The organism is Actinoplanes sp. NPDC026623, from assembly GCF_040638275.1.
Lineage (GTDB): Bacteria > Actinomycetota > Actinomycetes > Mycobacteriales > Micromonosporaceae > Actinoplanes.
The window spans coordinates 33,634-57,992 of record NZ_JBEZXZ010000035.1; the positions used below are offsets into that span (position 1 = coordinate 33,634).

At 70.5% G+C, this 24,359-nt stretch carries 23 protein-coding genes; 13 read left to right on the forward strand and 10 right to left on the reverse strand.

Annotation, left to right across the window (positions count from 1 at the left end; genetic code table 11):
- Window positions 1–23: 23 nt before the first annotated feature.
- Entirely contained in the window at window positions 24–734 is a 711-nt protein-coding gene (locus tag AB0F10_RS13795; RefSeq protein WP_360623584.1) for a SigB/SigF/SigG family RNA polymerase sigma factor, read from the reverse strand.
- Window positions 735–1,026: 292 nt separating this feature from the next.
- Between AB0F10_RS13795 and AB0F10_RS13800 the strand changes: the two genes are divergently transcribed.
- Both AB0F10_RS13800 and AB0F10_RS13805 read left to right on the forward strand, forming a co-directional pair.
- Window positions 1,027–2,283 carry a PP2C family protein-serine/threonine phosphatase gene (locus AB0F10_RS13800; RefSeq protein ID WP_360623538.1) on the forward strand — a complete coding sequence of 419 codons (1,257 nt, stop codon included), beginning with the start codon at window positions 1,027–1,029 and terminating at the stop codon, window positions 2,281–2,283.
- Window positions 2,284–2,480: 197 nt separating this feature from the next.
- A complete protein-coding gene (locus AB0F10_RS13805; protein ID WP_360623540.1) occupies window positions 2,481–2,759 on the forward strand; it encodes a hypothetical protein in 279 nt (92 codons plus the stop codon).
- 153 nt (window positions 2,760–2,912) lie between these two features.
- Here AB0F10_RS13805 and AB0F10_RS13810 read toward each other — a convergent pair whose 3' ends face one another.
- The 3 genes from AB0F10_RS13810 to AB0F10_RS13820 all read right to left on the reverse strand — a co-directional run bounded on the left by AB0F10_RS13810 (window position 2,913) and on the right by AB0F10_RS13820 (window position 5,509).
- Window positions 2,913–3,227, reverse strand: a complete 315-nt coding sequence (locus AB0F10_RS13810; protein WP_360623542.1) for a MerR family transcriptional regulator — start codon at window positions 3,225–3,227, stop codon at window positions 2,913–2,915.
- Between the two features lie 736 nt (window positions 3,228–3,963).
- Window positions 3,964–4,386, reverse strand: a complete 423-nt coding sequence (locus AB0F10_RS13815) for an ATP-binding protein (RefSeq protein ID WP_360623544.1) — start codon at window positions 4,384–4,386, stop codon at window positions 3,964–3,966.
- Window positions 4,387–4,621: 235 nt separating this feature from the next.
- Complete coding sequence (locus AB0F10_RS13820; protein WP_360623546.1) at window positions 4,622–5,509, reverse strand: helix-turn-helix transcriptional regulator; 888 nt, start codon at window positions 5,507–5,509, stop codon at window positions 4,622–4,624.
- Between the two features lie 131 nt (window positions 5,510–5,640).
- Between AB0F10_RS13820 and AB0F10_RS13825 the strand changes: the two genes are divergently transcribed.
- The 3 genes from AB0F10_RS13825 to AB0F10_RS13835 all read left to right on the forward strand — a co-directional run bounded on the left by AB0F10_RS13825 (window position 5,641) and on the right by AB0F10_RS13835 (window position 8,755).
- The gene (locus AB0F10_RS13825; RefSeq protein WP_360623548.1) at window positions 5,641–6,663 is read left to right on the forward strand and encodes a zinc-dependent alcohol dehydrogenase family protein; all 1,023 of its coding nucleotides are present in this window, start codon (window positions 5,641–5,643) and stop codon (window positions 6,661–6,663) included.
- A gap of 67 nt (window positions 6,664–6,730) precedes the next feature.
- Window positions 6,731–7,498 carry a glucose 1-dehydrogenase gene (locus AB0F10_RS13830; RefSeq protein WP_360623550.1) on the forward strand — a complete coding sequence of 256 codons (768 nt, stop codon included), beginning with the start codon at window positions 6,731–6,733 and terminating at the stop codon, window positions 7,496–7,498.
- A gap of 114 nt (window positions 7,499–7,612) precedes the next feature.
- Window positions 7,613–8,755, forward strand: coding sequence for a carboxymuconolactone decarboxylase family protein (locus AB0F10_RS13835; RefSeq protein ID WP_360623552.1), 1,143 nt, complete (start codon window positions 7,613–7,615; stop codon window positions 8,753–8,755).
- Window positions 8,756–8,980: 225 nt separating this feature from the next.
- On the opposite strand, the gene AB0F10_RS13840 is transcribed toward AB0F10_RS13835, so the two are convergent.
- Window positions 8,981–9,724, reverse strand: a complete 744-nt coding sequence (locus AB0F10_RS13840) for an STAS domain-containing protein (RefSeq protein ID WP_360623554.1) — start codon at window positions 9,722–9,724, stop codon at window positions 8,981–8,983.
- Window positions 9,725–9,897: 173 nt separating this feature from the next.
- Here AB0F10_RS13840 and AB0F10_RS13845 point away from each other — a divergent pair, with 173 nt between their 5' ends.
- Together AB0F10_RS13845 and AB0F10_RS13850 are read left to right on the forward strand one after the other, a co-directional pair.
- Window positions 9,898–10,605 carry a GAF and ANTAR domain-containing protein gene (locus tag AB0F10_RS13845; protein ID WP_360623556.1) on the forward strand — a complete coding sequence of 236 codons (708 nt, stop codon included), beginning with the start codon at window positions 9,898–9,900 and terminating at the stop codon, window positions 10,603–10,605.
- Window positions 10,606–11,028: 423 nt separating this feature from the next.
- Entirely contained in the window at window positions 11,029–11,181 is a 153-nt protein-coding gene (locus tag AB0F10_RS13850; RefSeq protein ID WP_360623558.1) for a hypothetical protein, read from the forward strand.
- 234 nt (window positions 11,182–11,415) lie between these two features.
- On the opposite strand, the gene AB0F10_RS13855 is transcribed toward AB0F10_RS13850, so the two are convergent.
- Window positions 11,416–11,823, reverse strand: a complete 408-nt coding sequence (locus tag AB0F10_RS13855; RefSeq protein ID WP_360623560.1) for a hypothetical protein — start codon at window positions 11,821–11,823, stop codon at window positions 11,416–11,418.
- Window positions 11,824–12,452: 629 nt separating this feature from the next.
- Between AB0F10_RS13855 and AB0F10_RS13860 the strand changes: the two genes are divergently transcribed.
- Window positions 12,453–12,644 (forward strand): hypothetical protein, encoded by a 192-nt coding sequence (locus tag AB0F10_RS13860; RefSeq protein WP_360623562.1) that lies wholly within the window; start codon window positions 12,453–12,455, stop codon window positions 12,642–12,644.
- A 28-nt stretch (window positions 12,645–12,672) separates the two neighbouring features.
- Here AB0F10_RS13860 and AB0F10_RS13865 read toward each other — a convergent pair whose 3' ends face one another.
- A complete protein-coding gene (locus tag AB0F10_RS13865) occupies window positions 12,673–14,085 on the reverse strand; it encodes a PLP-dependent aminotransferase family protein (RefSeq protein WP_360623564.1) in 1,413 nt (470 codons plus the stop codon).
- Window positions 14,086–14,374: 289 nt separating this feature from the next.
- Between AB0F10_RS13865 and AB0F10_RS13870 the strand changes: the two genes are divergently transcribed.
- From AB0F10_RS13870 to AB0F10_RS13880, 3 genes are read left to right on the forward strand one after another with little or no spacing between them, the layout of a single operon-like run.
- Window positions 14,375–15,397 carry an amidase domain-containing protein gene (locus AB0F10_RS13870; protein WP_360623566.1) on the forward strand — a complete coding sequence of 341 codons (1,023 nt, stop codon included), beginning with the start codon at window positions 14,375–14,377 and terminating at the stop codon, window positions 15,395–15,397.
- Entirely contained in the window at window positions 15,394–15,807 is a 414-nt protein-coding gene (locus AB0F10_RS13875) for a hypothetical protein (RefSeq protein ID WP_360623568.1), read from the forward strand. The genes AB0F10_RS13870 and AB0F10_RS13875 overlap by 4 nt, the downstream gene beginning before the upstream one ends.
- Window positions 15,808–15,863: 56 nt before the next feature.
- Window positions 15,864–16,370, forward strand: a complete 507-nt coding sequence (locus tag AB0F10_RS13880) for a hypothetical protein (protein WP_360623570.1) — start codon at window positions 15,864–15,866, stop codon at window positions 16,368–16,370.
- A gap of 246 nt (window positions 16,371–16,616) precedes the next feature.
- Here AB0F10_RS13880 and AB0F10_RS13885 read toward each other — a convergent pair whose 3' ends face one another.
- Both AB0F10_RS13885 and AB0F10_RS13890 read right to left on the reverse strand, forming a co-directional pair.
- Entirely contained in the window at window positions 16,617–17,150 is a 534-nt protein-coding gene (locus AB0F10_RS13885) for a metallophosphoesterase (protein ID WP_360623572.1), read from the reverse strand.
- Window positions 17,147–18,598, reverse strand: coding sequence for a peptide MFS transporter (locus AB0F10_RS13890; RefSeq protein WP_360623574.1), 1,452 nt, complete (start codon window positions 18,596–18,598; stop codon window positions 17,147–17,149). Before AB0F10_RS13890 ends, AB0F10_RS13885 begins: the two co-directional genes overlap by 4 nt.
- A 160-nt stretch (window positions 18,599–18,758) precedes the next feature.
- Here AB0F10_RS13890 and AB0F10_RS13895 point away from each other — a divergent pair, with 160 nt between their 5' ends.
- Complete coding sequence (locus AB0F10_RS13895) at window positions 18,759–20,801, forward strand: GGDEF domain-containing protein (RefSeq protein ID WP_360623576.1); 2,043 nt, start codon at window positions 18,759–18,761, stop codon at window positions 20,799–20,801.
- On the opposite strand, the gene AB0F10_RS13900 is transcribed toward AB0F10_RS13895, so the two are convergent.
- The gene (locus AB0F10_RS13900) at window positions 20,777–22,876 is read right to left on the reverse strand and encodes a glycoside hydrolase family 15 protein (protein ID WP_360623578.1); all 2,100 of its coding nucleotides are present in this window, start codon (window positions 22,874–22,876) and stop codon (window positions 20,777–20,779) included. The genes AB0F10_RS13895 and AB0F10_RS13900 overlap by 25 nt on opposite strands.
- 142 nt (window positions 22,877–23,018) lie before the next feature.
- On the opposite strand from AB0F10_RS13900, the gene AB0F10_RS13905 reads away from it, so the two are divergent.
- Window positions 23,019–24,359, forward strand: a 1,341-nt coding sequence (locus AB0F10_RS13905) for an amino acid permease (protein ID WP_360623580.1), incomplete at its 3' end; no start/stop codon positions are given.

Consider the following 24,359-nt stretch of genomic DNA (forward strand, 5'->3'; position numbering starts at 1 on the left):
GCGGTGGGATCCGCGGTGGGGGATCAGAGCGCGTCGGCGTCGATCTGCCCGCGGAGCTTGGCCAGCGCCTTGGTGAGCAGCCGGGAGACGTGCATCTGGGAGATGCCCAGCTGCTCGGCGATCTGCGACTGGGTCAGGTTGCCGTAGAACCGCAGGGTGACGATCTTCTGCTCGCGGTCGTCGAGGCGGGCCAGTGCCGGGCCCAGGCTGGCGCGCAGGTCGACGTTGTCGTAGTCGTTGGCCCCGTCGCTGAGGGTGTCGCCCAGCTCGGTGTGGCCGTCGGTGCCGATCGGGGTGGACAGGCTGGTCGCGTTGTAGGCACGGGCGCCTTCGAGGCCTTCGAGGACCTCTTCCTCGGTGATGCCCAGGTGGGTGGCGATGTCCGCGACCAGGGGCGGGCGGCCCAGGGTGTGGGTGAGGGTGCTGTTGGCCTCGGTGATCCGCAGGCGCAGTTCCTGCAGCCGGCGGGGCACCCGGATCGACCAGGTGCGGTCGCGGAAGTGGCGCTTGACCTCGCCGAGGATGGTCGGGATCGCATAGCCGGCGAAGTCGGCCCCGCGGCCGGCGTCGAACCTGTCGACGGCCTTGATCAGCCCGATCGTGGCGGTCTGGACCAGATCGTCGGTGGGCTCGCCGCGGCCGGTGTAGCGGTTGGCGAGGTGGCGGGCCAGCGGCAGCCACGCCTCGATGGTCTTGTCACGCAGGGCCGGGCGGGACGGATGACCGGCCGGCATCGCGGCGAGCGCGTTGATCAGGTCCCCCGCGACGTCTGCCGCCCGAGCGCCCGTCAGCGTGTCACTGTCGGTGGTGGTCGACCGGGAGGTCGTCGCGACGGATGTCGTGGTCATTAGTGTTCCTCCAGTCGTCCTGCCAGCAAGGTTGGCCGTTCGGCAGCAAGACAATAACCGAACAGTCAGGGCGAAGGCTAGCCGAAAGTATGAGTCACGTTCTGTGGCAGTTTGGTGACTCGCCTCCACCATGCGACGCGATCAGGCATCGGTGGGGGGCCCGTCTATGCTCCGCTGCGTGAGCGACAACCAGATGAGTGGCGTGGATCTCAACGACATGCTGCTCGCGGTGGAGAAGGCCGCCCCGGTCGACGCGGTCGAGGCGGTCACCCGGAGCATCGCGGTGAGCCTCGACGCGTTGTGGGTGTCGTTCCTCGTGGCTGATATGAGTGGCCGTGCCCTCGTGCGCCTGGTGCACGTACCGATCGGTGATGGGCCCGGAGGTCGTCGGCAGGCCGCGGACCTCGCGATGGTGTTGCCCTTCGACGGCGGCCCGCAGGAACAGGCGCTACGCGCGCAGCATGTACTGGTCGAGTACGACGGTGACCAGTACGTGGTGCGGGCGCCGGTCACCCAGCGGGGCGAAGCCATCGGCCTGTTGGAGATCGCCCTGCCTGCCGCACCGGGCGACGCGGCCGTGCAGTGGGTGTCGCGCTCCGCGCACACGCTGGCCTTCGTGGTGATCGCCAACCGCCGGCACACCGACCTCTTCGAATGGGGACAGCGGAGCAGTCCGTTCACCCTCGCCGCGGAGATCCAACGACGGCTGCTGCCCTCGTCGTTCACCTGTGAGGCCGATTCGTTCACGCTGGCGGGATGGCTGGAGCCGGCAGCCAGCATCGCCGGCGACACCTTCGACTACAGCGTGGCCCGCGACGTGCTGCACATGAGCATCACCGACGCGGTGGGCCATGGAGTACACAGCGCGCTCACCGCGACCCTGTGCGTCAGCGCACTGCGCAACGCCCGCCGCCGGGGCGCCACCCTGCTCGAACAGGCCCAGGCCGCGGACGAGGCGCTCATCGCCGACGCACCGATCAACTCTCCCTTCACCACCGGGCTGCTCGGCCGGCTGGAGCTGACCACCGGAGTCTTCGCCGTCGTCAACGCCGGGCACCCCGCCCCGCTGCTCGTCCGCGACGGGGTCGCGCAACCCATCCCGCTGCTCGTCAACCGGCCCTTCGGCGTGCTGCGTGACAAGCCCTACCGGACCTCTGAGGTCCAGTTGAAGCCTGGCGACCGGCTGGTCCTGCTCACCGACGGCATGCTCGAACGCGGCGCCGCCGCCCTTGACGTGTCCGCGCGACTCCTGGACCTCAAGGCGCTACACCCCCGGGAGGTCGTCCGCGTCCTCGGCGACCTCGTCGTCGATGCCGCCGGACCGGTGCTGCCCGACGATGCCTGCCTGCTGATCCTCGACTGGCACGGAGGCCACGGCGACACCCGCCGCACCACAGCCGGCGCCGACCCCCACCGGGCCAGCCAACCCGATTGACGCGGATGACCGAGGCCTTCGGCGGCGGCCTGAGCATCCGCTCGCCGAATGCCGGCGGGCCGCGTCGGCCCGCAGTGGGCCCGCGATCGAGCCCATCATGGGTCGGACCCGGCGCCGCGCCCAGCCGATGCCTGTCAGGCGGCCTGATCCGGGGTGCGGAACCGGGCTGTCGCCACGTCCGTTACGGTTGATGAACTATGACGAGCTACTCGGGTCCTGCAAGGCTGATCCTGGTCGACGGCGCGTGCATTTCTGGGATGGCCTCACTTGCTACCAACCAGCGCGGGGGAATCAACGGCTGGGGCGGCACCTTCCGGCCGGACGAGATCACGACGGAGCTTCGCGACGCGGCCGAGGGACTGCAATTGGAACTGCCTTACGAGCGGGTGGGGACGGTGGCCGTCACCGGCACGCGCAAGCTGCTCGCCACACAGCTGTTGATGTCGTTGACAGGTCACGGACCCGCACCGTTCTGATCCTGCGCCGCTGGGCGGCAGCCTCGTGGGATGCGGGGCCCGCCGAGTAGTTCAGGGCTGAGTCACGAAGGCCCCGGTGGTGCTCCTGTGGCCGATGCGCTGTCCATAGACGACGGAAAGCCTCTCCTGATGGCGAGGGCCGAGGTGCTCGGATCAGGCGACGTCTGTCCGCGGCTGATGGTGTTCGTTGTGGTGAAGGGCTTCTTCGAGCTGGTCCTCGAGGATGATGATCCGGCAGGCGGCTTCCAGAGCGGTCCCGTGGTCGACCATCTCCCGGGCGCGTGCGGCGAGTCGCAACTGGTAACGGGAGTAACGGCGGTGCCCGCCGGCCGAGCGGAACGGCGTGAACAGTTTCGCCTCATCGAGGCGGCGTAGGAACTCCTGCGAGGCGCCGACGATCTCCGCGGCGCGGCCCATCGTGTAGGCGGGGTAATCATCGTCGCCGAACATGTCATCTGGTTGGGCCATACGCTTCTCTCCATGACGAGGGCCCCGGCGCGCAAGCACCGGGGCCCAGGGTTACGGGACTAAAACACCATTCACCGACAGGTACGTCGGGTTCTCGTATCCGCACCTGCCGTCGTCGACGGCGTCGGGTGCGAAGATCGCATAAGCGTGACCGGAGACCACCTCTCGTTCGATGGAAACTGCGGTGTCCACCCCAGCACTGAAACCACTGCTGGTGGTAGGCGATCCAACGGTGTTCGGCCCTCCCATTCCTCTGTTGCACACCTCTGATCTGTACTGCCGTGCTGTCCGCCGGTGTCCGGAGCCCCACGCGACTTCATGGCCTCGCACACGGACGACGGACGATCCTTCCAAGCGGAACCCCAAACCAGCCTCGGCCCCGCCTGATGCGCCCTGACCTGGACTTACGTCAGGGTCTTGCCTTACCCATACCTTCGTTTACCACGGCATTTCGCCGTTGCGACCGAGCGAGCCACGAACACATCCGGGCCCTGCTTGACGCTCGGTCCGATCGTCTGCGTCTTCAGCGATCTCTGTTGTCAACACCGACAACGTTAGCCGAGCAGGCCCAGGATGTCTAGTTCCTTCGACATAGATTTTCTCGGTGGCCGTTTCGCGTTTCAGGAGCGCATCGACGGCCGGTTCACAGGATGGACCGCGGCGCGGTCGCCTGGCCGGGTCGATGGTGGCGAGGCCGGCGGGTGCTGAGCGTCGAGCGGCCATATCGGTACGAGGTTTACGACCGGTGGCTTCCGGTCGGGGACGCATCGCCGTTACCGCCCGCTGGGTCGGTGCTCTTCGGGTCCGGTGGTGCTGCCGGGCTGGTGAGGCAGGCACTGACGGAGGCGGTAACACCGTCGGGCAGGCGGGACAGCATGAGTCCCTGGGTGAGGCGGTGGGCGATCCACAGCCCGCGTCCGCCCGGTACGTCGGCGTGCGACAGCCGTACGGGCAGGTCGTCGGGGCACCCTCCGTGATCGACGACCTCGCACACCAGGGTGTCGCCCAGCAGGCGCAGCTCGAGCCGGCCGCTGCCGCCGCCGTGGCGCACGGCGTTGGTCACCAGTTCGTGCACGGCCAGGACGAAGTCGTCCGCAGCGTCACCCGACAGCCCGGCCACGACGACCTGCGCGGTGACCGCGTGCCGCAAGGCGGTCACCGTCTCGGCGCTGAAAGGCCTCCGAAGAAGCACAGCCGGCCCGGGCACTGCTCCTGGGGTGCCACGGGCAGGCGGGCTGCCGTCCGTCATGACGGGAACGCTACCGGGCGCGGCGGAGTCCGCCACCCTTGCGACATGGCAAGCATTTGCAGCTCAGCCCGGCAGTGAGTTCGTCGATGAGCTGCTGGGTGAGCCACAATCCATGGCCGCACCGGCTGGTCGCGGTCACCTCGGGTCAGCGGTGGGCGAGCCGCCCTTCGACGGCGCCGGTCTGCTGGGTGGCGGCCCAGGAGGCGAGCAGGCGCAGGGCTTCCTCGGTGGGGGAGGCGGGCTGCGCGGCGTACAGGGTCATGGTGAGGTCGGGTTCTGCGCGCAGGTCCATGCTTTCGTAGGCGAGTTCGAGGTCGCCGACGGCGTGGTGGTGGAAGGTCTTGATCCCGGTGCCGTGGGTGCGCACGTTGTGGGCTCCCCAACGTCGGCGGAAGTCGTCGCTGCGGGTGGACAGTTCCCCGACGAGGTCGTGCAGACCCTTGTCATGGGGGTCCTTGCCGGCGGCGGTGCGCAGGTTGGCGACGGTCATGTCGGCGGCGAGGTCGAAGTTCGGGTAGAAGCGGCGGGCCGCGCTGTCCAGGAACGTGAACCGGGCGAAGTTCGGTGGCCGGGTCGGGTCGGCGTAGACGTCGCTGTACATGGCGCGGCCGAGGTGGTTGGCGGCGAGCAGGTCCTGGCGGTTGTTGACGACGATGGCCGGGCCGGTGGTGACGATGTCCAGCGTCCATTGCAGGCTGGGCCGGATCTGCCACTGCCTGGGCCGGCGGGGCCTGCGCAGGACGGCGTTGGTGCCGTTGGCCTCGTGGGCCAGGCGCATCAGGTGGGCGCGTTCGGCCTCATCGAGCCGCAGCGTGCGGGCGATCGCGTCGAGGACACCGGGGGAGACCCCGGCCAGCGTTCCGCGTTCGAGCTTGGCGTAGTACTCGACGCTCACTCCGGCCAGGGCGGCGACCTCGCTGCGCCGTAGCCCGGGCACGCGGCGTTGCCCGGCGGCGGGCAGGCCGGCCTGTTCCGGGCTTATCTTCGCGCGGCGGGTGGTGAGGAACTCGCGGACCTCGGCTCGGTTGTCCATGCCCTCGAAGGTACGACGGGTACGGCTGCGCTGGGATGCCCTGCCGGTACACCTATCAGCAGAGACTTCCCCGCGTGACGCCGGCGCGGTGTGCTGGAGGTGCGGAACGACGATCAGCGAGGAGATTCATCATGCGTGGTGTTGTCATGCACGGCCCGGGCGATGTCCGTGTCGAGGACCGTCCGGACCCGCGGATCGAGCGGCCCACCGACGCGATCATCAAGGTGTCGGCGGCCTGCGTGTGCGGCTCCGACCTGTGGCCGTACCGGGGCATCGAAAAGCTCGACGGCGTGACGGCGATGGGCCATGAGTACGTCGGCATCGTCCAGGAGGTCGGCAGCGAGGTCCGCACCCTCGAACCGGGTCAATTCGTCGTCGGATCGTTCTGGGCCTCCGACAACACGTGCGAGATCTGCCGGGCCGGCTACCAGTCCGGCTGTATCCACCGGGTCCTGATGGGCACCGTCGGCACCCAGGCGCAGTACGCGCGGGTCCCCCTCGCCGATGGCACCCTGGTCGCCACCCCGGAGGTGCCACCCGCCGATCTGATCCCCAGCTACCTGGCCGCCTCGGACGTGCTGGGCACCGGCTGGTTCGCCGCGGTCGCCGCCGAGGCCGGCCCGGGCAAGACCGTCGCGATCGTCGGCGACGGGGCGGTCGGCCTGCTCGCGGTGCTGGCCGCCAAGCAGCTGGGTGCGGAGCGGATCATCGCGATGAGCCGGCACGAGTCGCGGCAGAAGCTGGCCCTCGAGTTCGGGGCCACCGACATCGTCACCGAACGCGGTGACGAGGGCATCGAGCAGATCAGGGAGCTGACCGCCGGGCTGGGTGCGCACTCGGTCGTCGAGGCCGTCGGCACCCAGGAGTCGATGATGCAGGCCATCAACTCCACCCGGCACGGCGGGCACGTCGGCTTCGTCGGCGTCACCCACGACGTGGCCCTGTCCGGCCTGGAGCTGTTCGGCGCGCTGGTGCACCTGCACGGCGGACCTGCCCCGGTACGCCGGTTCCTGCCCGACCTGATGGACCTGATCGGCGACCGCACCATCGATCCCGGCCGGGTCTTCGACCTCGACCTGCCCCTCGACCAAGCAGCCGAGGGCTACCGGGCCATGGACGAGCGCCGCGCCGTCAAGACACTGCTGCGCCCGTAGCTGCCAGGAAGAACCGGAACGTGCGTGTGACACGACCATCCACCTTGGAGACAACACCATGACCGCCATGAGGGCCGGCCAATTCGCCGGCCGGGTCGCCTTCATCACCGGCGCGGGCAGCGGAATCGGCCGAGCCACCGCGCTGGCCTTCGCCGCGCAGGGTGCCGCCGTCGCGGCATCCGACAACTCGGAGAAGACCGTCCACGAAACCGTCAGGCTGATCGAGGACCAGGGCGGGCAGGCCCTGCCGGTGCTGTGCGACGTGACCAGCAGCGACGACGTCGCCGGGGCGGTCGCGGCCGCGTTGCAGCAGTTCGGACGGCTCGACTTCGCGTTCAACAACGCCGGCGTCGAACAGCCTCCCTCGCCGCTGCACGAGATCAGCGGCGAGCAGTGGGACCGCCTCATCGACATCAACCTGCGCGGCGTCTTCTACGGCATGAAACACGAGATCCCGGCCATGCTCGCCACCGGCGGCGGCGCGATCGTGAACACCTCCTCCGGCGCGGGTGTGATCGGCATCGCCGGGCAGAGCGCCTACGCCGCGTCCAAGCACGCGGTCATCGGGCTTACCAAGGCCGCCGCCCTGGATTACGCGGCCGCCGGGGTGCGGGTCAACGCGGTCTGCCCGGGCATCATCGAGACTCCGATGATGGACCGCTTCTCCGGCGGCACCGAAGAGGGCCGGCAACGCGTGATCGGCCAGGAGCCCGTCGGGCGGATGGGACGGCCCGAGGAGATCGCCTCCGCGGTGCTGTGGCTGTGCTCCGATCTCGGCGCGTTCACCGTCGGCCACGCGCTGGTCGTCGATGGCGGCCAGACCGTCGGGCTCTGACGGTCCCCGGCCGGGGTGTACTGCCAAGGCATCCCTCGACAGAGCCTTCAACTCGAAATGATCAACCCGAACGAGTGACCCAGGCACACCCGTGAACCGACGTGGAGACAAGCAATGAAAAGAGCACTCGCCGTACTGGCCCTGCCCCTTCTGGTCCTGGCCGCCGCTCCAGCGGCCGCCGCGGAGAGAGACGACCGGCGAAAGAAACAGATGATCACTCGCAGCCAGGATCAGACCACCACCGCGGGCTCGCCGGACACCTTCACCGGCGACGTACGTGTCAGCACGCTGTTCCCCGCCGGCGCGAATGCCCCGTACTCGGGCGCGTATGTGACGTTCCAGGCCGGCGCCCGATCGGCGTGGCACACGCACCCGACCGGACAACGGCTGGTCGTGACCGAGGGCGTAGGCCGCACCCAGCAGTGGGGCGAACCACTGCAGGAGATCCGGGCCGGCGACGTCGTGTGGTGCCCGCCCGGCGTCAAGCACTGGCACGGTGCGGCCCCGGACAGCGTCATGACCCACGTGGCCCTGACCGGGGTGCAGGACGAGAAGGCTGTGACCTGGCTGGAGCACGTGTCCGACCAGCAGTACAACGGGCACGTGGCTGGCGGCCACGAGCAGACCGGCGCCCTCAGCGACCAGCATGCCGCGATCGCCATGATCGGCGCGTTCGCCGCGGGCGGTGACCTGGCCCGGCTGACGACGGCGCTGAACCGTGGCCTGGACGCCGGTGTGACGGTCAACCAGGTCAAGGAGGTGCTGGTGCAGATGTACGCCTACGCCGGCTTCCCCCGCAGCCTGAACGGCATCGGCACGTTCATGACCGTCCTGGAGCAGCGCCAGGACAGGGGCATCAAGGACCAGGCCGGTCCGGAGCCGAGTCCGTTGCCCGCGGGTGCGGACATCCTCGAACTCGGCACGAGGAACCAGACCGAGCTGATCGGTGCTCCGGTGACCGGTCCCCTGTTCGACTTCGCGCCGGCGATCGCCGAGTTCCTCAGGACGCACCTGTTCGGCGACGTCTTCAGCCGCGACAACCTGGACTGGCGCAGCCGTGAGGTGGCCACCGTAGCCGCGCTGGCCACGCTGAAGGGCACCGAGTCGCAGCTGCGGTCGCACCTCACCATCGGCCTCAACGCCGGCCTGAGCGAGGCAGAGCTGCGGGGACTGATCCAGGTGCTGCGTCACGAGGTCGGCTCTCAGCAGGCCGCCGACGCCGGCCGGATCCTCGACGAGGTCATCCGCAGCCGCTGATCGTGCCGAGGGGCCGCCAGGCAGCCCACCCGACAGAGGGAGATGCCATGCCGGCCCCACGCGCGGCCGTCTGCGCAGCGCTGTTGACAATCGCCGGGCCGGCCCTTGCCGGTTGCGAGGGCCCCGGCCGGTCCGAGGACACCCGGGTGGGCGCATCAGCCACCGGGCAGGCGACGATCCAGCCCAGCAGCGACCCCGCAGCCCGCCAGGAGGAACAGCCGAGTGTCAGCCGGCCGTCGGCGAGCGGATGCGCAGCGTGGCCCACACCACCTTGCCGCCGCCGGTGAGGATGCTGCCCCAGCGGTGCGCGACCGCGTCGACGAGCAGCAGGCCCCTTTCGGCTGCGGGGTCGTCGGTCTGCGGCGCCGGAGCGACCAGCTTGGGAATGCTGATGCTGCCGTCGCGTACGGCGACGGTGAGGTAGCGGCGGCCCAGCGTGAGCCGCAGGTTCAGCATGGTCGAGGCGCGCGCCGCGGCATCGGCGACCAGCTCGGCCGCCACCAGGCCGGCCGGCACACAGAGGTGAGGCACGTCCCACCGTGCGCACGCGTCGACGGCCACCTCTCGTGCCCGGCGGCCGGCTCCGCTGACAGGGAGCAACATGTCGCTGACCGCCGCCTGCTGGCGGGGCTCGACCGCCAGGGCGGCCTCGATCGACGGGTACACCGGCAGCCGGCTGGGGAATCGCGCCAGCGCCGCCGCCACGTCGCTGCCGGGCGCGCACAGCAGCAGCGGCGTGCCCGGCCATATTGCCGCCTGCCGTGCCACCGCGGAGAACACCGTTACCGCCGTCGGCTCGCTGATGGTCAGCCCGGTCAGGTCGACCAGAATCGCGTCCGGCTGCTCCACAAGGCCCTTCAGCAAGGCCAGCCGTACCTTGGGTGCCGTCTGCAGACACAACTCACCGATCAGCCCCACGACCAGGCGTGTGCCGATCAGCTCCACCTCGCACCGTAGGTCGGCCGTCACCCCACCATTGTCCACATGTCCGCTGTCCATCGCGTGCCGGCAAAACTGCGGGTCGGCGTTCGGGCAGGCTCCGTTCGGATTCCTTGAGCGGGAAACCGGGTAGGAGGGTGCCGGGTTACACGAGACCGGCTTTGTATGCGACCTTTGGAACCCGTGCGTTGGGAGAGCCGCTGGTGACCCAGACATCCACTACTCGTATCGCCGCTGTCGTCGCTGAGGCGGCCAGGCGAATCAACGTCCCGCAGAGCCTGCAGGAGCGTCTGGCGGCGATCGTGCCGGTTGCGCTGAGCGCCGTGCCTGGGTTCGACCACGCCAGCCTCTCCATGGCTGACCATAACGGACAGGTCCGGACCAGGTCCGCATCCAGCGGTCTCGTGGAGAAGCTCGACCTGTATCAGTACAAGACCAATGAAGGTCCTTGCCTCGAGGCGCTGCGCGGGTCCGGGCTGGTATTGGTGCCCTCGGTGCGTGACGAGGCACGGTGGCCCCGCTACATCGCCCGCGCGGCGGAAGCGGGGATCACCGCCCAGATGGCGGTGCACCTGCGCGACGACGCCGGCGTACGCGGGGCGCTGAACCTCTACCGCACCACCGGCGACGGCATCGACCCGGAAGCCCCCGACCTCGCCGCCCTGTTCGCCGCCCACGTCGCAGTGGCCCTGGGCCGCGCCCACACCGAAGAGCAGCTCAACACGGCAATGGAGACCCGAAAGATGATCGGGCAGGCGCTCGGCATCCTGATGGAACGATACAAGATCGACGAGGTTCGGGCCTTCGGCTTCCTCACCCGGGCCTCGCAGAACAGCAACTTCAAGCTGCGTGACATCGCCCGGGAGATCGTCACCCAGGCCAACACCCGCTACAGCGCCGAGGACGCCTGACGGATAACTCCGAAAGATCCGCTACGTTCGCGCGCCGGCACGGTCGGTTTCCTTCTGTGGTGCGACCACGAGATTTGCCCTGCTGTGGGCGCTCCGGCCGCGGGTCGCACATCCAATCCTCGCCCGGTCACTATGCGTACGCATGGCCGGCTCGTGCCGCTCCGCGGGTCGCTGTCATCACAAACTTCCTCGTGGCAGCCGGCCAGACCGGGTACGTGCCCACCCACCTGCAAGACGCCGCCTCGTATTGGACAGGTTCGATATGGTCGCGGTTCGGGCGAGACTGCCCGCGCGAGGAGGTTGAGGATGACCAACCGATCGATCCGTCCGGCCTGAGCGGCACGCCGGTCCGAGCTGGCCGGCTTCGGCGCGCCCTGGGGGCGTGACGACATCGGCTCGCTGATCGGCGCCGCCCACGACGAGGTGTCGTCGTGGGCGTTCGAGTGCTACCGGGACGCCCTGGACGAGATGGCCTCGGCCGGGGCCGACGTGGTGGACATCGGTGCGCAGTACATGGAGGTGGACGAGAACGTCAGCCGCCGGCTCCGTGGGCTGCTCACCAAGCTGGGGGACTGACGCGTGGGCATGGAGATACCGGGCGAGCTCCGGTCGCTGCTCGGCATCCTCGGCTACAACTGGCCGGAGGCCGACGAGACCGCGCTGGTCGAGATGGGCTTGGCCACGGGTTCCGGCAAGCTCATGCGGGCCGCGCTGCGATTCCTCCGCAAGACGCGCAAGCGTGCCCGCCCCGATCGGATGAATCCGCACTTCACGACCCACACCGTTGTCACCGCTGAGCCGTACCGGCTGCTAAGAGGCGATCTTTGCCGCCGCGAGGGTGTTGGTGTCGCCCACACAACGCACGCTGGACCCGTTGTCCCACAATGTTGAGTCTTTGACCCAGCCGCGCTTGTTCACCCCGACCGCGACGACGTAGGTCCACGTGTCCTCCCCGTTGATGTCCTTCGCGTAGCAGTGGTAGTCGAGGTCCAAGTTGGCATTGATACCGAGAGACTGCACCGCGCAGCGGAGGCTGGAACCGACGCGCGAGACGGTGCTTTCCACCACCCAGTTGTTACCTGAGCTATCGATGTCCGAGGGAGCGCTTCGCCCGCAGCTCCAGTGTGCCCCGGCTGGTGCCGGGGCGGCGAACACGCCGATGGTGACGACTGCGATCGCTGTTGCGACGGCGAGAGGGCGGGATACCTTCTTGGTCATGTTCTCTCCTTTTGGGACGAACATAGAGTTCAGGCGCCGAACCCATCCGATCTTGCATCGACATCCGATATTGCATTGACGTTCATCGCTGTCACTGATGTGACAATGTGATGCTTGATACATCGTTTGATCGCGTCGGAGTGTGCTTTCACCCCGTGTGTGTGACACCGGTCGGAGCATCGGCGGGCGGCGGCATCTACTGGGCGCGTCGATCAACCGTCCGGGGAACCGGACTGCCGGCACAACCGTCCGACGAGGGATGGTTCGACCGGAAGGCAGCATATGAGTCGCCTTGGATTCTCCGGTGCCGGCATCGCCATGAGCATTGCCCTGGCCGGTTTCGCCGTGACGGGGTGCGCGGACGGTCCCGCGGCCCCCGGGTACCTGCCGCCCGGCCGGTGCCCGGCCCTCGCCGCCGGCGCCACGGTCTCGTCGCCGCCCGGCCCGCTGCCTGCCGACTTCACCGCCGGCGAGGTGCGTCGGTGCACGTACACGATGATGCTCTTCCCGCAACCGCAGTCGGGCAGCACCGCGCCGGGCGCGGACGGTGGATGGGTCTGGGAGTCCGTGCAACGCTCGTCCGGGCCGCTCGACGACCTCGTCCGGGCGCTACGCCTGCCGCCGCCGGAGTGGGCGGCTCCGACGACCCGGTCTGCCCGGCGGTCGCCATCGCTCCGGTGGCCCTCGCCCTCATCGACCCCGGCGGCCGGACCGTGCTGCCGGCCGTGCCGGCGACCGTCTGCGGCCAGCCCTCGCCGGAGGTGATGGCGGCGGTGGAGGCGCTGTCCTGGACGACCGTGCAGACCCGCGCCCCACGGTGAGAAGAGGCCGCGCCGCACGCGAGCATGGTCAGCCGGCGTCCAGATGTCGTTGAAGGACGGCCAGGCCTTCGTCGATGCGGCCCACGTCGATCAGGCCGTACCCGAAGACGATGCTCGGCGGGTCGGGCGGCGCGGCGGCGATCTCCGGAAAGGTCGTCACGCCGACGCCGGCCGCCCGCGCCCGGTCGAGCCCGTCGGCGGCGCCTGGCCGCACCCTCGCGCTCAGGTGAAGGCCGGCTGCGGAGGGCACGGCCGCGAGGTACGGCGACAGTGGGCCGGCGAGCGCGGCCATGATGCGTTCGTGGCGCTGCCGGTACACCCGGCGGACCCGCCGCAGGTGCTGTGCGAACATGCCCTGCTCCACGAACTCCGCCATGGCTGCCTGGATCGGCAGGCTGGTGTGCCAGTCGGTGAGGAACTTGGCGGCGTGCAGGGCGTGGCGCAGCGACGGCGGGTGGAGCAGGAAGCCCAGCCGAAGCGTGGGCAGCAGAACCTTGGAGAACGATCCGACGTAGAGGACCCGACCGCTGCGGTCCAGGCTGTGCAACGGCTCCAGCTGCTGCTCGGTGTAGCGGAACTCGCTGTCGTAGTCGTCCTCGACGATGGCCGCATCGTTTCGTTGCGCCCATGCGAGCAGTTCCATGCGCCGCCGCAGTGACAGCGCCACGCCGGTCGGGTACTGATGGGAGGGCGTCACGTAGACGAGCCGCGCGTTCGCGGGCAGCGCGTCGACGATCAGGCCGTGCTCGTCGACCGGGACGCCGGCCACCCGGATTCCCTGCGTCTCCCACACGAGTCTCGGCGGGGCGTAACCGGGTTCCTCGATCGCCGCCGTGTCGCCGGGTTCGAGCAGCACCCGCCCGATCAGGTCGAGCGCCTGCTGCGCACCGCAGGTCACCAGCACGTCCTGCGGATGCGCCTCACTGGTGCGAGCCCGGCGCAGATGATGGGCGATGGCGGTACGCAGTCCGAGGTGACCGGCCGGCTCGACGGGCAATCCGGTGCCCAGGGCCGACGGCCGGAACTGGTTGGTCAGCAGGCGACGCCAGGCCACGTGCGGGAACAGCCGCGCGTCGGGCGCACCGACTCTGAAGTCGAACTCCGGCGCGGTGCCGAAGTCGGCCGGCACCGGCATCGTCGGCCACACCGCACGCGGTAGGAGCGGGCCGGACGGCGGCTGCGGCGCCGCCGGCCCCGTGAGGGACAGCGCGCTGACGAAGGTCCCGGCGCCCGCTCGCCCGGTCAGATATCCCTCGGCAACCAGCCGCTCGTAGGCGGTCATCACCGTGTTGCGCGAAACCTTGAGTTGCTCGGCCAGTTCCCGGCTGGACGGCAGTGCCTCGTCCCGGCGCAACCGGCCGTCCAGTACGGCGTCACGCAGTTGCCGGTAGATCTGCCCCGTCAAACCCCCGGTCCGGTCCAGCCGGACGGCTACCTCCACGACTGTAGATCCTAAGTGGACCGGTCAAGCCGCCATCGAATTGGCCCTGGGTGAGGATCGCCGGGGCCTCTACCGTGGTGGGCACGGGGGCAGAGCAATCAGATGCGATCGATATTCGACCGGTTTGATTGCTCTTCTCATTCATGGGGGAGGAAATGTGAATCGTAGGACCCTGTTGTCCGCAGCCGCATTGGGCGGCGCCGCAGCCATTGTCCCGACCGCGGCTTTTGCCGGGCCGTCGCAACGCGCCGCCGACGTCGACAGCGAAAGCATCCGGCGGCTCGCAACGATGTATTTCGCCGACCGGGCCGGCCGGATCACCGCCGCCGGGGCGCACGGCGACGCCGTGCCCGCGACCACTGCGCTGTCCGCGGCGCAGCGGGTCACCGCGGATCGTCTCGACACGGTGCGCCGGCAGCTCAACGCCCTGCACGGCGGCTATCGCAAGGCCGCCAGCACGGTGACCGTCGATCGGGTCCGGGTGGACGGATCACGCGTCCTGGCCCGGGTCACCGAGCAGACGGACCTCGCCTACGCCGTGGTCGCGCCCGGCGACGTCGACCACATGACGTACTGGGCCGAGCACGACCTGGAGTTCCGGTCCAGCGGCTCGCGACTGGTTCTGGCCGGCGCGAAGTACCGGCCGGCCAATCCGTTCTCGACGCCGGCCACCCAGTTCGCCGACGAGCTTCCCGCCGACCTGCGCGCGCTCGACGCCACCCGGGCCCGGAACGCACGCACGGCAGTGCCGCCCGCCGGGAAGGCACCCTCCGCCAATACCCCGGGACCGTCCGGAGCCGTCGTGCCCAAGCGCACCGTCGCGAGCCTCGCCGGCTACGACTACACCGCGATGGTCAACTACGCCCGGGCGTGGGCGAACGGACGCAATCCCGCCTACCCGAGCTACTCCGACGACTGCACCAACTTCGCCTCGCAGGTGATGCGGGCGGGCGGCTGGGGGACGGTCGGGTCGTGGCCCGGCAGCTCGCGCAGCAACAACTCCAACTGGTGGTACGGCTCCTACGCGAGCACCTCGAGCTACACCTGGGGCGGCGCGGAGAACTGGTACTGGTTCGGCACCGGATCCGGGCGCACGTCCATCATCGACATGTGGAACATGGGAAACGGCGACGTCCTGCAGTACGACTACGACTTCGACGGCAACATCAGCCACACCCAGGTCTGCACCGGTCGTGACTCCACCGGCCCGCTCATGACACAACACGGGTCCGATTACCGGGACAAGCGGCTCAGCGAGATCATGGCCAGCTCCTCGAATTACAACGCCTGGAAGTACGCTCACCGCACATGAATCGAAAACTCCTTCTGGCCGCTTTCGGGGCAATTGCTCTGGTGGTAGCCGGCGCTATCTTCGTCCTGTCGCAACGCGGGCCGGCCGGCGCGGACAGCCCGGAATCGGCGGTTTCCGAATACGTCTCGGCGCTTCAGGAGCACGATCCCGGGCGCCTCGCGGAAATCGCCGATCCCGACCACGACGCGACCCGGGAGATCCCCGCCCGCATTCGTCATTTCGGCAGCGACGAGCTGGCGGTCGACAGCACCTCGATCAGCGGCACCGAATCCGACGCGACGAAACGCGCCGACCTCGCCGGCACGGTCAACGGGGCGTCGTTCACCGACCAGCTCTGGCTCTACCGCCGCGACGATCGCTGGTACGTCGCACTCGGACCCAACCGGAACGCACATCCGAAGGGAACCTGACCTTGCGCAAGGCTCTTCACCGCCTTGGCCTCACGGCCGCGGCGATAACCGTTGCCATGCTGATGGGTACGCCGGCACACGCCGACCCGGCCCAGCCCGTGCTGAACGACGTCACCACGCCGGTCAGCAGCCACTCCTCGAGCCACGCCCCCGCACCGCAGTCGCGGCAGCAGTACCGGGCGTCCCGCGAAGCCGCCGGACGGCCGCTCTCGGCAGTCGAACGCGTCGCGCTCGCCTCCTCCAATTGCTGGACCTGGAGCGCGTCGCAGTGGAAGGACAACGTCTACGGCGGCACGCTGATCCGCATCAACGGCACCATCGGCTGGTGCCAGGACGGCTATTCGGTCTGGGGCGGCACCTACAGCTGGAGTACCTACACCAACTTCGGCTGGTCCTTCAACAGCTGGACGAACGGCCCAACCGGCTACTACAACCCGGCACAGACCCGGTACGACACCGTGGCGCAGGCGAAGTTCTGCATCAGCTGGTGCGCCGGCGCCTCATACCTCGGCCAGGACATGTGGGGCAACGCCAACGGAACCTACGGGCGGAGCAATCTGTAATCGTGCCTCTGCGACAGCCGGCCCCGGCACGCTCCGGGGCCGGCTACCCGTGTCGGCAGCGGGAGCCCGGGCGAGCGAGGGCGGTGGCCGTGGCCTGTCGTCGACCTCGACCGCCGGTTTCATCGTGTACGTGGTCGACCTGCGCGGCAAGAGGGCCGGCTCGCCCCGCCCGGCCGTTCCTCCTACGCCACCGCCGGGCGGTCCGCGCCGGGGGACGCCGCCGGTCGGGTAGTCCACTCTCCCCGGTCAGCCGTTCGGATCGGCTTCACGCCACCGCCGGTGCGGCAGCCGACGTAGCGTGACGTCGGTCAGTCGGTGGTTCGCCGCGGTGGCGGTGAGGTACGTGCAGAAGGGCTCGCGGCGGCGGTCGGTGGGCGAGCCGGGGTTGAGCAGTCGCATTCCCGTCGGAGCCGTGCTGTCCCAGGGAATGTGCGAATGCCCGAAGACCAGTACCTCGGTGTCCGGGAAGCGCGCGGCGCACCGCTGCTCGCGACCGCCGGCCGGTCCGGTCTCGTGCACGACCGCGACGCGCAGGCCGGCGAGCTCGGCCCTCGCCACCTCGGGCAGGCGCGCGCGCAGTTCCGGGCCGTCGTTGTTGCCGTAGCAGGCGATCAGCCGGGCGGACCGCGACTCGAGGGCGTCGAGCAGGGTGGCATCCACCCAGTCGCCGGCGTGTATCACCACATCGGCGGCGTCGATCGCCGACCACAGCTGCTCGGGCAGGTCCGGCGCCCGTTTCGGCACGTGGGTGTCGGACAGCAGCACGAGCCGTACGGTCATCGCACGTCGCCCATGAGCCGCTGGAGGGGGCGGCTGATCAGCCACAGGAGCGCGCCGATCGCGATCGCGATGATGCCGAGCACGCCGAAGTAGACGACCTCCTGCTCGGCGCTGTAGTAGCCGGCCAGCGTGCCCGACATGGCGGTGCCCAGGGCGACGGAGAGGAAGAAGAGCGCGACCATCTGGGTGCGGAAGGCCGCCGGGGCCAGCTTCGTCGACAGCGACAGCCCGACCGGTGACAGCAGGAGCTCGGCGATCGTGAAGACGAAGATGATGCCGACGAGTCCGAGCAGCGGGACGCTGTTGGCGCCGCTGCCCGCGAACGGCAGGAACAGCAGGAACGCGACACCCATGATGATCGTCCCGGCGGCGAACTTGACTGGTGTCGACGGCTGGCGGTCGCCGAGGCGCATCCAGAGCGCGGCGAAGACCCCGGACAGGATGATGATGAAGACCGGATTGATCGACTGCACCCAGGAGACCGGCATGGTCCAGCCGAACACCTCGCGGTCCAGGCGCGTGTCCGAATAGATCGTGACGACCGTGAACTGTTGCTGATACAGCGACCAGAAGGCGGCGCTGGCGATGAACATGGGTATGAAGGCGATGACCCGGCGGCGCTCGGTGCCGTCGACCCGGCGGCTGGCCAGAATCACGGCGAAGTAGGCGAGCGCCGCGAGGATGCTCAGCACGACGACGATGGTGGAGAGCCGGGCGGGGCGCAGCAGGCCGGCCAGCGCGAAGACGCCGACCAGGACGATCGCGGCGACCGCGATCAGGGCGACCAGGGGCCGGCGGTTGCGGGGGAGCGGGTTGGGAACCGCGCGCGCCGCGCCGGTCAGCGCGTGCCGGCCGATCGCGTACTGGATGAGTCCGATCGCCATACCGACCGCCGCCGCGGCGAAGCCGTAGTGGAAGCCGAGGTCCTTCTGCAGCAGGCCGGTGAGCAGCGGGCCGAGCAGGGCACCCAGGTTGATGCCGAGGTAGAAGATCGAGAAGCCGGCGTCGCGCCGCTGGTCGCCGGGTGCGTAGAGGGTGCCGACGATCGCGGTGGCGGTGGCCTTGACGCCGCCGCTGCCGAGCGCGATGCAGATGAGCCCGATGGTGACACCGGCCAGCTGGGGAATCACGGCGAGTGCGATATGTCCGCACATGACCAGAATGGCGCTGCCGAACAGGACGCGCTCCGGCCCGAACAGCCGGTCGGCCAGCCACGCCCCGATCACCGTGGCGAGGTACACGGATCCGCCGTACGCGCCGACGATGCTGGTCGCGGTGTCCTGATCGATGCCGAGGCCACCCTGGGCGGCCTCGTAGTACAGGTAGATCAGCAGGATGCCCTGCATGCCGTAGAACGAGAACCGCTCCCACAGCTCCACCCCGAACAGGTTGGCGAGCACCCGCGGCTGTCCGAAGAAGGTCGGCTCCCGCGTCCGCGTCGTGGTCATCACTGACGACGAGTACCCCGCGCCGCGCCGCGAAACCCTCGCCGGCGACCCGAAGCGTTTCAGCGGGGGAGCAGGGCGGAGGATCCGCTCAACATCCACCGCGTGCGGGCGATAGGGGGACCTGTAGCGCCCCGCTACCCCGGGTCCTGGATGGTCGTCGATGCATGCTGACGCAAGCGCCGGGCCGCTGCGTGTCCGCCGGGACCCGCGCGCGGCCACCGTGCGCACCAGAAGCGTCCGCGCCATGCTCGCGCCGGCCGTCGTCGCCCTGTACCTCGCGGCCACGCCGCACTGGCCGCACCGTCCGCTCATGCTCGCCGTCGCCGCCGTGATGTTCGCGGTCGCGGCCGCCACCTGGCGCGCGGCGCCGCGAATCGTCCGGTCCCGGGCCGGCGCGTCGGTCCGGATCTTCGGCGCGATCGTCAGCCTCGCCGGCTCGGCGACGCTCAGCCTGCTCGACGGCGGCGTCGCCGGCCCGCTCGGCGCGCTCGTGCCGACCACCGTCGTCTTCTACGCGATCATGATGCCGCCCCGGATGTTCGCGGTGACCGCGGTGCTCGGCGCGGCGGCGTACGGCGCCGTTGCCGTGCTGGGCGAGCCAGCTCCCGCCGGGTACGCGGAGGTGTACGCGCTGGGCCTGGGCGGGGTCTCGATCCTGTGCCAGCGGCACTCCGCCGCGCTCGCCGGACTGCGGCGCCGGCTGGCCGAGATGTCCCGGGTCGACCCGCTGACCCGCAGCCTGAACCGCCGCGGCTTCGACGAGCAGCTGGAGCGTGCGGTGGCCCGGGCCGGGCAGACCGGCGAGCCGGTCACCCTGCTCCTCGCCGACCTGGACAAGTTCAAGCTCGTCAACGACACGTGGGGACACCAGTCGGGCGACGACGTCCTGGAGGCGACCGCCCGCGCCATGAGCGGCGCGCTGCGCGACACCGACCAGGTGGGCCGGCTGGGCGGCGACGAGTTCGGTGCGCTGCTGACCGGGACCGGCCCGGACGAGGCCCCCGCGATCGTCGACCGGCTGCGTGCCGCGCTCGAGACCGGCGCGCCGGCCAGCCTGGGCTATGCGAGCTGCCCGGCCGAGGCGGGGACGGTCGAGGAACTGCGCCGGCTCGCCGACGCCCGCGCGTACGCGGACAAGACCGCCCGGGCCGGCCGCGTACCCCTCGCGGAGCATGTTGAGCGGGCCCGCGAGCAGGCCGCCGCGCCGGCGGCGGTCCGGGTCACCCGCACGGCGAGACGGCGCCGTTCCATCGCCGACATGGGCCGGATCTGCGCCGCCGACAGCCTCGTCGGCGCCGTGTACGCCGCCGTGTTCGCCGCCGGGTCGCCGCACCGGCTGACCATCGGCGTGGTGTGCGTCCTGGGCGTCCTGTACGGCCTGGGCGTCGTCGCGGTCGCCGGCCGGCTGAGCCGCTCCGCGTACGTGCGGCCGCTGATGGCGCTCAACGCGGTGCCGCTGTTCGCCCTGGGGATCGTCGTGCCGGTGCTGGACGGTGGCGTCTCGTCGCCGACCGGCGTCGCCCTGCTGGCGCCGATGACGCTGATCGCGCTCGGCGCACCGCTGCGGGTGGCGGCGCCGATGCTCGCCCTGGACGCCGCGGCCTACCTGGTGCTGGCGGCCACCGTCGGCAACACCGGCCCGGCGTACGCGATCATGCATCTGCTCTGCTTCGGCGTGGTCGCCGCCGCGTGCGCGGCGCAGGGCCGTGCCAGCGCCCGGCGGCGCCGCAGCCTGACCGAGCTGTCGCACACCGACGCACTCACCGGCCTGCTCAACCGCCGCGGCGTCGACGACCGGATCGCCGGCCGGTCGGGCGTGGGCGGCCCGGTCGGCCTGGTACTGCTCGACCTGGACGGCTTCAAGACGCTCAACGACACGGCCGGGCACGCCGCGGGCGACGAGCTGCTGTGCTGGGTGGCGAGCACCCTGACGGCGCACGCGCCGCCCGGTTCCGTCGTCGGGCGCCTGGGCGGTGACGAGTTCGTGGTGGTGATCCCGGGCGCCGAGGTGCGGGCCGAGGCCGAGAGGTTGCGCGCCGCGCTCGCGCCGCGCGCCGCCGTCAGCGTCGGTGCCGCCGGCCGGGGCGCCGACCGCGCCGGCTTCGCCGCGCTCTACGCACACGCCGACGCCGCGCTGTACGCGGAGAAGGCGGACCGCCGCGGATCATCACTGACGGTTCAGGCGGGACCGCCGCCCAGGTAGCGCTCGGCGACCGCGGCGGGTTGCTCGACGACCCGGCCGGCCGCCAGATCTCGGGCCAGCCGCAGGTACTGCGCGTGCGTCCAGGCCAGTGGCGTCGCCGAGAAGGTGGGCGTGCCTGGCTCGAAGCCGGGCCGCCCGGCCGGGGGCGTGCGGTCCCAGACCTGCTCGGGGAGCATGCCGCCCGGGCCGGCCGGCCGGGTCATCGCGTCCAGCCGGGTGCCGGCCGCGCGCAGGTCGCCCGCGGCGATCTCGTACTCGCCGCGTTCGCCGCTGAGCAGGGGCCAGGCCCGGCCGCGGGAGACGAGCGAGCCGCCGGGCTCGTTGAACTCCCACTGGCTGCCGTCGAGCTGCTCGCCGAAGCCGTCGAACGAGGCGCGGTGCCAGAAGAAGCCGCGCGGGGTGGCCACGCCGAGCCGAGCGTCGATCACGGCGAGGGTGTTGACCACGTCGGCGTCGGTGGGCGGCAGGACGCCGAGGCGCACCAGGTCCAGGAAGCTGGGGTCGACCACGCGGCGCTGGTCCACGCCGACGGGCCCGCCGTCGCCGATGTCGTAGGTGGTGCCGGCGTCCGGGTCGCCGTCCTTGGTCAGGCGCAGGAAGTACGGCTCGGCCGAGTACGGGCCGGTGGTCGTCACCGTCCACGACTTGACGCGGGCCCGCCACGAGTCGGCCGTCTCGAGATAACGCCGCGCCGAGGAGGCGTCGCCCTGCGAGCGCGCGATCGAGGCGGCGCACACCAGGCCCGCGATCGCCGTGGCGATGGTGTTGGGCGAGTAGCCCGACTGGTTCTCCCAGCGCTCCTGCGGCGTGAAGGGCGCACCCGGGTACCCGACCAGGAAGTCGGCCGCCCGCCTGACCTGTTGCCAGGTGTCGGCGCGGCCCAGCTGGTATGCCAGCACGATGGGCAGCGCCACCTCGTCGAGTTGCAGGCCGCCCCACACCGGAACCCCGTCGACCTGGGAGTTCTGCGGGAAGGAGCCGTCCGGCTTCTGTTGCACGCCGAACAGGAAGTCGAGGGCGCGGCCGGCGCCGGCGCGGTCACCGGCGGCGAGCAGGCCGGTGGCGATCTGGTACAGGTCCCGGGCCCACACCAGGTGGTAGGGGCCGGACGGGTCATCGGTGCCGAAGGCCCACGGCGAGGACGGCGCCGCGACGTACGCGCCGGGGTGTGTCTTGTCCTCCGAGGCGGCGAGGATCATCGCCGAGGTGCGGTAGAGCTGCCGCTGCGCGGCGCCGCGCAGAACCCGCGGTGGGTCGCCCAGGCCGGCCAGATAACGCTGCCAGCCGTACGCGTAGGAGCGCGAGACCGCCCGGAAGCCCTGTCGCAGCGACTGCCGGGCGGTGGTGAGCGCGCCGGCGGCCGAGCCGGCGAATCCCAGCGCCAGGGTGGTGTGCCACCCGCGCAGGGCCGCCGTCTGCACCAGGCTGCCGGCCGCGGCCGAGGAGTAGCGCCAATCCATCCGTCCGTCGCGCAGGTCGGTGAGCCCGTCGCTGACGCCCGCGAACCCGCTGGAGGTGGCCGCGAAGGGGCCGACGAGCGCGCTCGACACCGCGCCGTCGGTGGCGAGCAGGGCCCCGTCGACCGTGCGCCCCGAGTCGCCACCGCGGGAGTTGCCCAGCGCCGGGTCGTAGACCGCGAACAGGTGGTAGCCCCGCGGCGCACCGAAGGTGAGGGAGATCAGGACCGTCGACCGGGCCGGGTCGGTGGTGTAGTCGGCGGTGAGCCGCCATCCGGCGCCGGCGAAGGTCTGCCGGAAGCGCAGACCGTCGAGCTGCTCGGTGCGTACCTCGGCGGGCGAGACGCCGCCGCGGGCGGTCACCACGAACGTGAGGGATCGGGCGCTCGGCCCGCCGATCGTCGGATAGAAGATCTCGCCGAGCCCGCCCTCGCGCTGCACGGTCGCCCAGACCCGGCTCTCCCGCGTGCGCGAGGTGAGCAGCCCCGACTTGCCGGCCGGCAGGTACTGCTGATCGACGCCGGGCGCGCCGGGCGCGGCGCCGGTCGCCGGTGCGGCGGGCGCGAGCCCGAGCGTGGCCACCAGCAGGAGCGGCAAGGCCGGCAGGATCGATGCCATATCGACCTCCTTGACGACAGACCCCCGGTCTACGCCCATCGGACCTTGATCGCATCCGGTGCGGCGCGGCCGGGATCCATCGCTCTGGATGCGTTGCCGGCCCGGACGTGGTACTCCGATTGCAGGGAGCAGGGAGGCGGCCATGGCGGCGACACCGGGAGCATTCGGGGGCGGCAACGGCATCTTCCGGCGCAAGCCGGTCGGCGACATCGAGGACGAGAGCCGCACAGACCTGAACCGCACGCTGGGGCTGTGGCAGCTGACCGCGATCGGCATCGGCGGCATCATCGGCGCGGGCATCTTCGCGCTGGCCGGCGCGGTGGCCAACGAGACCGCCGGCCCGGCCGTGCTGATCTCGTTCCTGCTGGCGGGCATCGCCAGCGCCGCCGCCGCGCTGTCCTACGCGGAGTTCGCCGGCATGATCCCGAAGGCCGGCTCGGCATACACCTACGGCTACGTGGTGCTCGGCGAGATCGTCGGCTGGTTCATCGGCTGGGACCTGCTGCTGGAGTACACCGCCATCGTGGCGGTGGTCGCGATCGGCATCTCCGGCTACTTCTCGTTCCTGATGTCCGAGCTGGGCGTCGGCCTGCCGGCCTGGATGCTGGGGGCGCCGGGCACCGGCGACGGGCACGTGGTCGACCTGTTCGCGGTGGCGCTGTGCCTGCTGATCGCGTACCTGTTGAATCAGGGCATCCGGGCCGCGGCCCGGGTCGAGACCGCCGTGGTCGCGCTGAAGGTTGCCGTCGTGCTGGTGGTCATCGGGGTCGGCGTCTTCTACATCCGGTCGGAGAACTACCACCCGTTCTTCCCGTTCGGGGTGAGCGGGGCGGTCACCGGCGCCGCGACGGTCTTCTTCGCGGTCTTCGGCTACGACGCGATGAGCACCGCGGCGGAGGAGTCGCGCGACGGCCGCCGGCACCTGCCCAGGGCCATCATCTACTCGCTGGCCGCGTCGATGGTGCTGTACGTCGCCGCCACCCTGGTGCTGACGGGCATGCAGAACTACCGCGACATCGACCCGGAGAGCGGCTTCTCCTCCGCCTTCGCCTCGGTCGGCCTCTCCGGGCTGGCCGACGTCATCGCGGTCGGCGCGATCATCGGCATCCTCACGGTGATGTTCACCTTCATGCTGGGCGTCACCCGCGTCTGGTACGCGATGAGCCGCGACGGGCTGCTGCCGGCCTGGTTCGCCAAGGTGCACCCGGTGCGCCACGTACCCAGCCGGGTGACCTGGATCGCCGGCGGGGTCTCCGCGGTCATCGCCGGGTTCCTGCCGATCCGCCAGGCGGCGGAGCTGACCAACATCGGCATCCTGCTGGCCTTCGTGGTGGTCTGCATCGCGGTGATCGTGCTCCGCTACCGGCGCCCGGAGCTGCCGCGCACCTTCCGGCTGCCGGGCATGCCGGTGATACCGGCCCTCGGCGTGATCTTCTCGATCTGGCTGATCACGTTCCTCACCCCGACCACCTGGCTGCGCTTC

Excerpts from the sequence above, each read along its gene's own strand:
- AB0F10_RS13795 (WP_360623584.1), bottom strand. The coding sequence starts at position 734 with ATGCCGGCCGGTCATCCGTCCCGCCCGGCCCTGCGTGACAAGACCATC.
- AB0F10_RS13900 (WP_360623578.1), bottom strand. The coding sequence starts at position 22,876 with ATGGCATCGATCCTGCCGGCCTTGCCGCTCCTGCTGGTGGCCACGCTC.
- AB0F10_RS13825 (WP_360623548.1), top strand. The coding sequence starts at position 5,641 with ATGCGTGGTGTTGTCATGCACGGCCCGGGCGATGTCCGTGTCGAGGAC.
- AB0F10_RS13805 (WP_360623540.1), top strand. The coding sequence starts at position 2,481 with ATGACGAGCTACTCGGGTCCTGCAAGGCTGATCCTGGTCGACGGCGCG.
- AB0F10_RS13880 (WP_360623570.1), top strand. The coding sequence starts at position 15,864 with ATGCTGATGGGTACGCCGGCACACGCCGACCCGGCCCAGCCCGTGCTG.
- AB0F10_RS13895 (WP_360623576.1), top strand. The coding sequence starts at position 18,759 with ATGCATGCTGACGCAAGCGCCGGGCCGCTGCGTGTCCGCCGGGACCCG.
- AB0F10_RS13835 (WP_360623552.1), top strand. The coding sequence starts at position 7,613 with ATGAAAAGAGCACTCGCCGTACTGGCCCTGCCCCTTCTGGTCCTGGCC.
- AB0F10_RS13870 (WP_360623566.1), top strand. The coding sequence starts at position 14,375 with ATGTATTTCGCCGACCGGGCCGGCCGGATCACCGCCGCCGGGGCGCAC.
- AB0F10_RS13875 (WP_360623568.1), top strand. The coding sequence starts at position 15,394 with ATGAATCGAAAACTCCTTCTGGCCGCTTTCGGGGCAATTGCTCTGGTG.
- AB0F10_RS13890 (WP_360623574.1), bottom strand. The coding sequence starts at position 18,598 with ATGACCACGACGCGGACGCGGGAGCCGACCTTCTTCGGACAGCCGCGG.
- AB0F10_RS13855 (WP_360623560.1), bottom strand. The coding sequence starts at position 11,823 with ATGACCAAGAAGGTATCCCGCCCTCTCGCCGTCGCAACAGCGATCGCA.
- AB0F10_RS13830 (WP_360623550.1), top strand. The coding sequence starts at position 6,731 with ATGAGGGCCGGCCAATTCGCCGGCCGGGTCGCCTTCATCACCGGCGCG.
- AB0F10_RS13885 (WP_360623572.1), bottom strand. The coding sequence starts at position 17,150 with ATGACCGTACGGCTCGTGCTGCTGTCCGACACCCACGTGCCGAAACGG.
- AB0F10_RS13820 (WP_360623546.1), bottom strand. The coding sequence starts at position 5,509 with ATGGACAACCGAGCCGAGGTCCGCGAGTTCCTCACCACCCGCCGCGCG.
- AB0F10_RS13810 (WP_360623542.1), bottom strand. The coding sequence starts at position 3,227 with ATGGCCCAACCAGATGACATGTTCGGCGACGATGATTACCCCGCCTAC.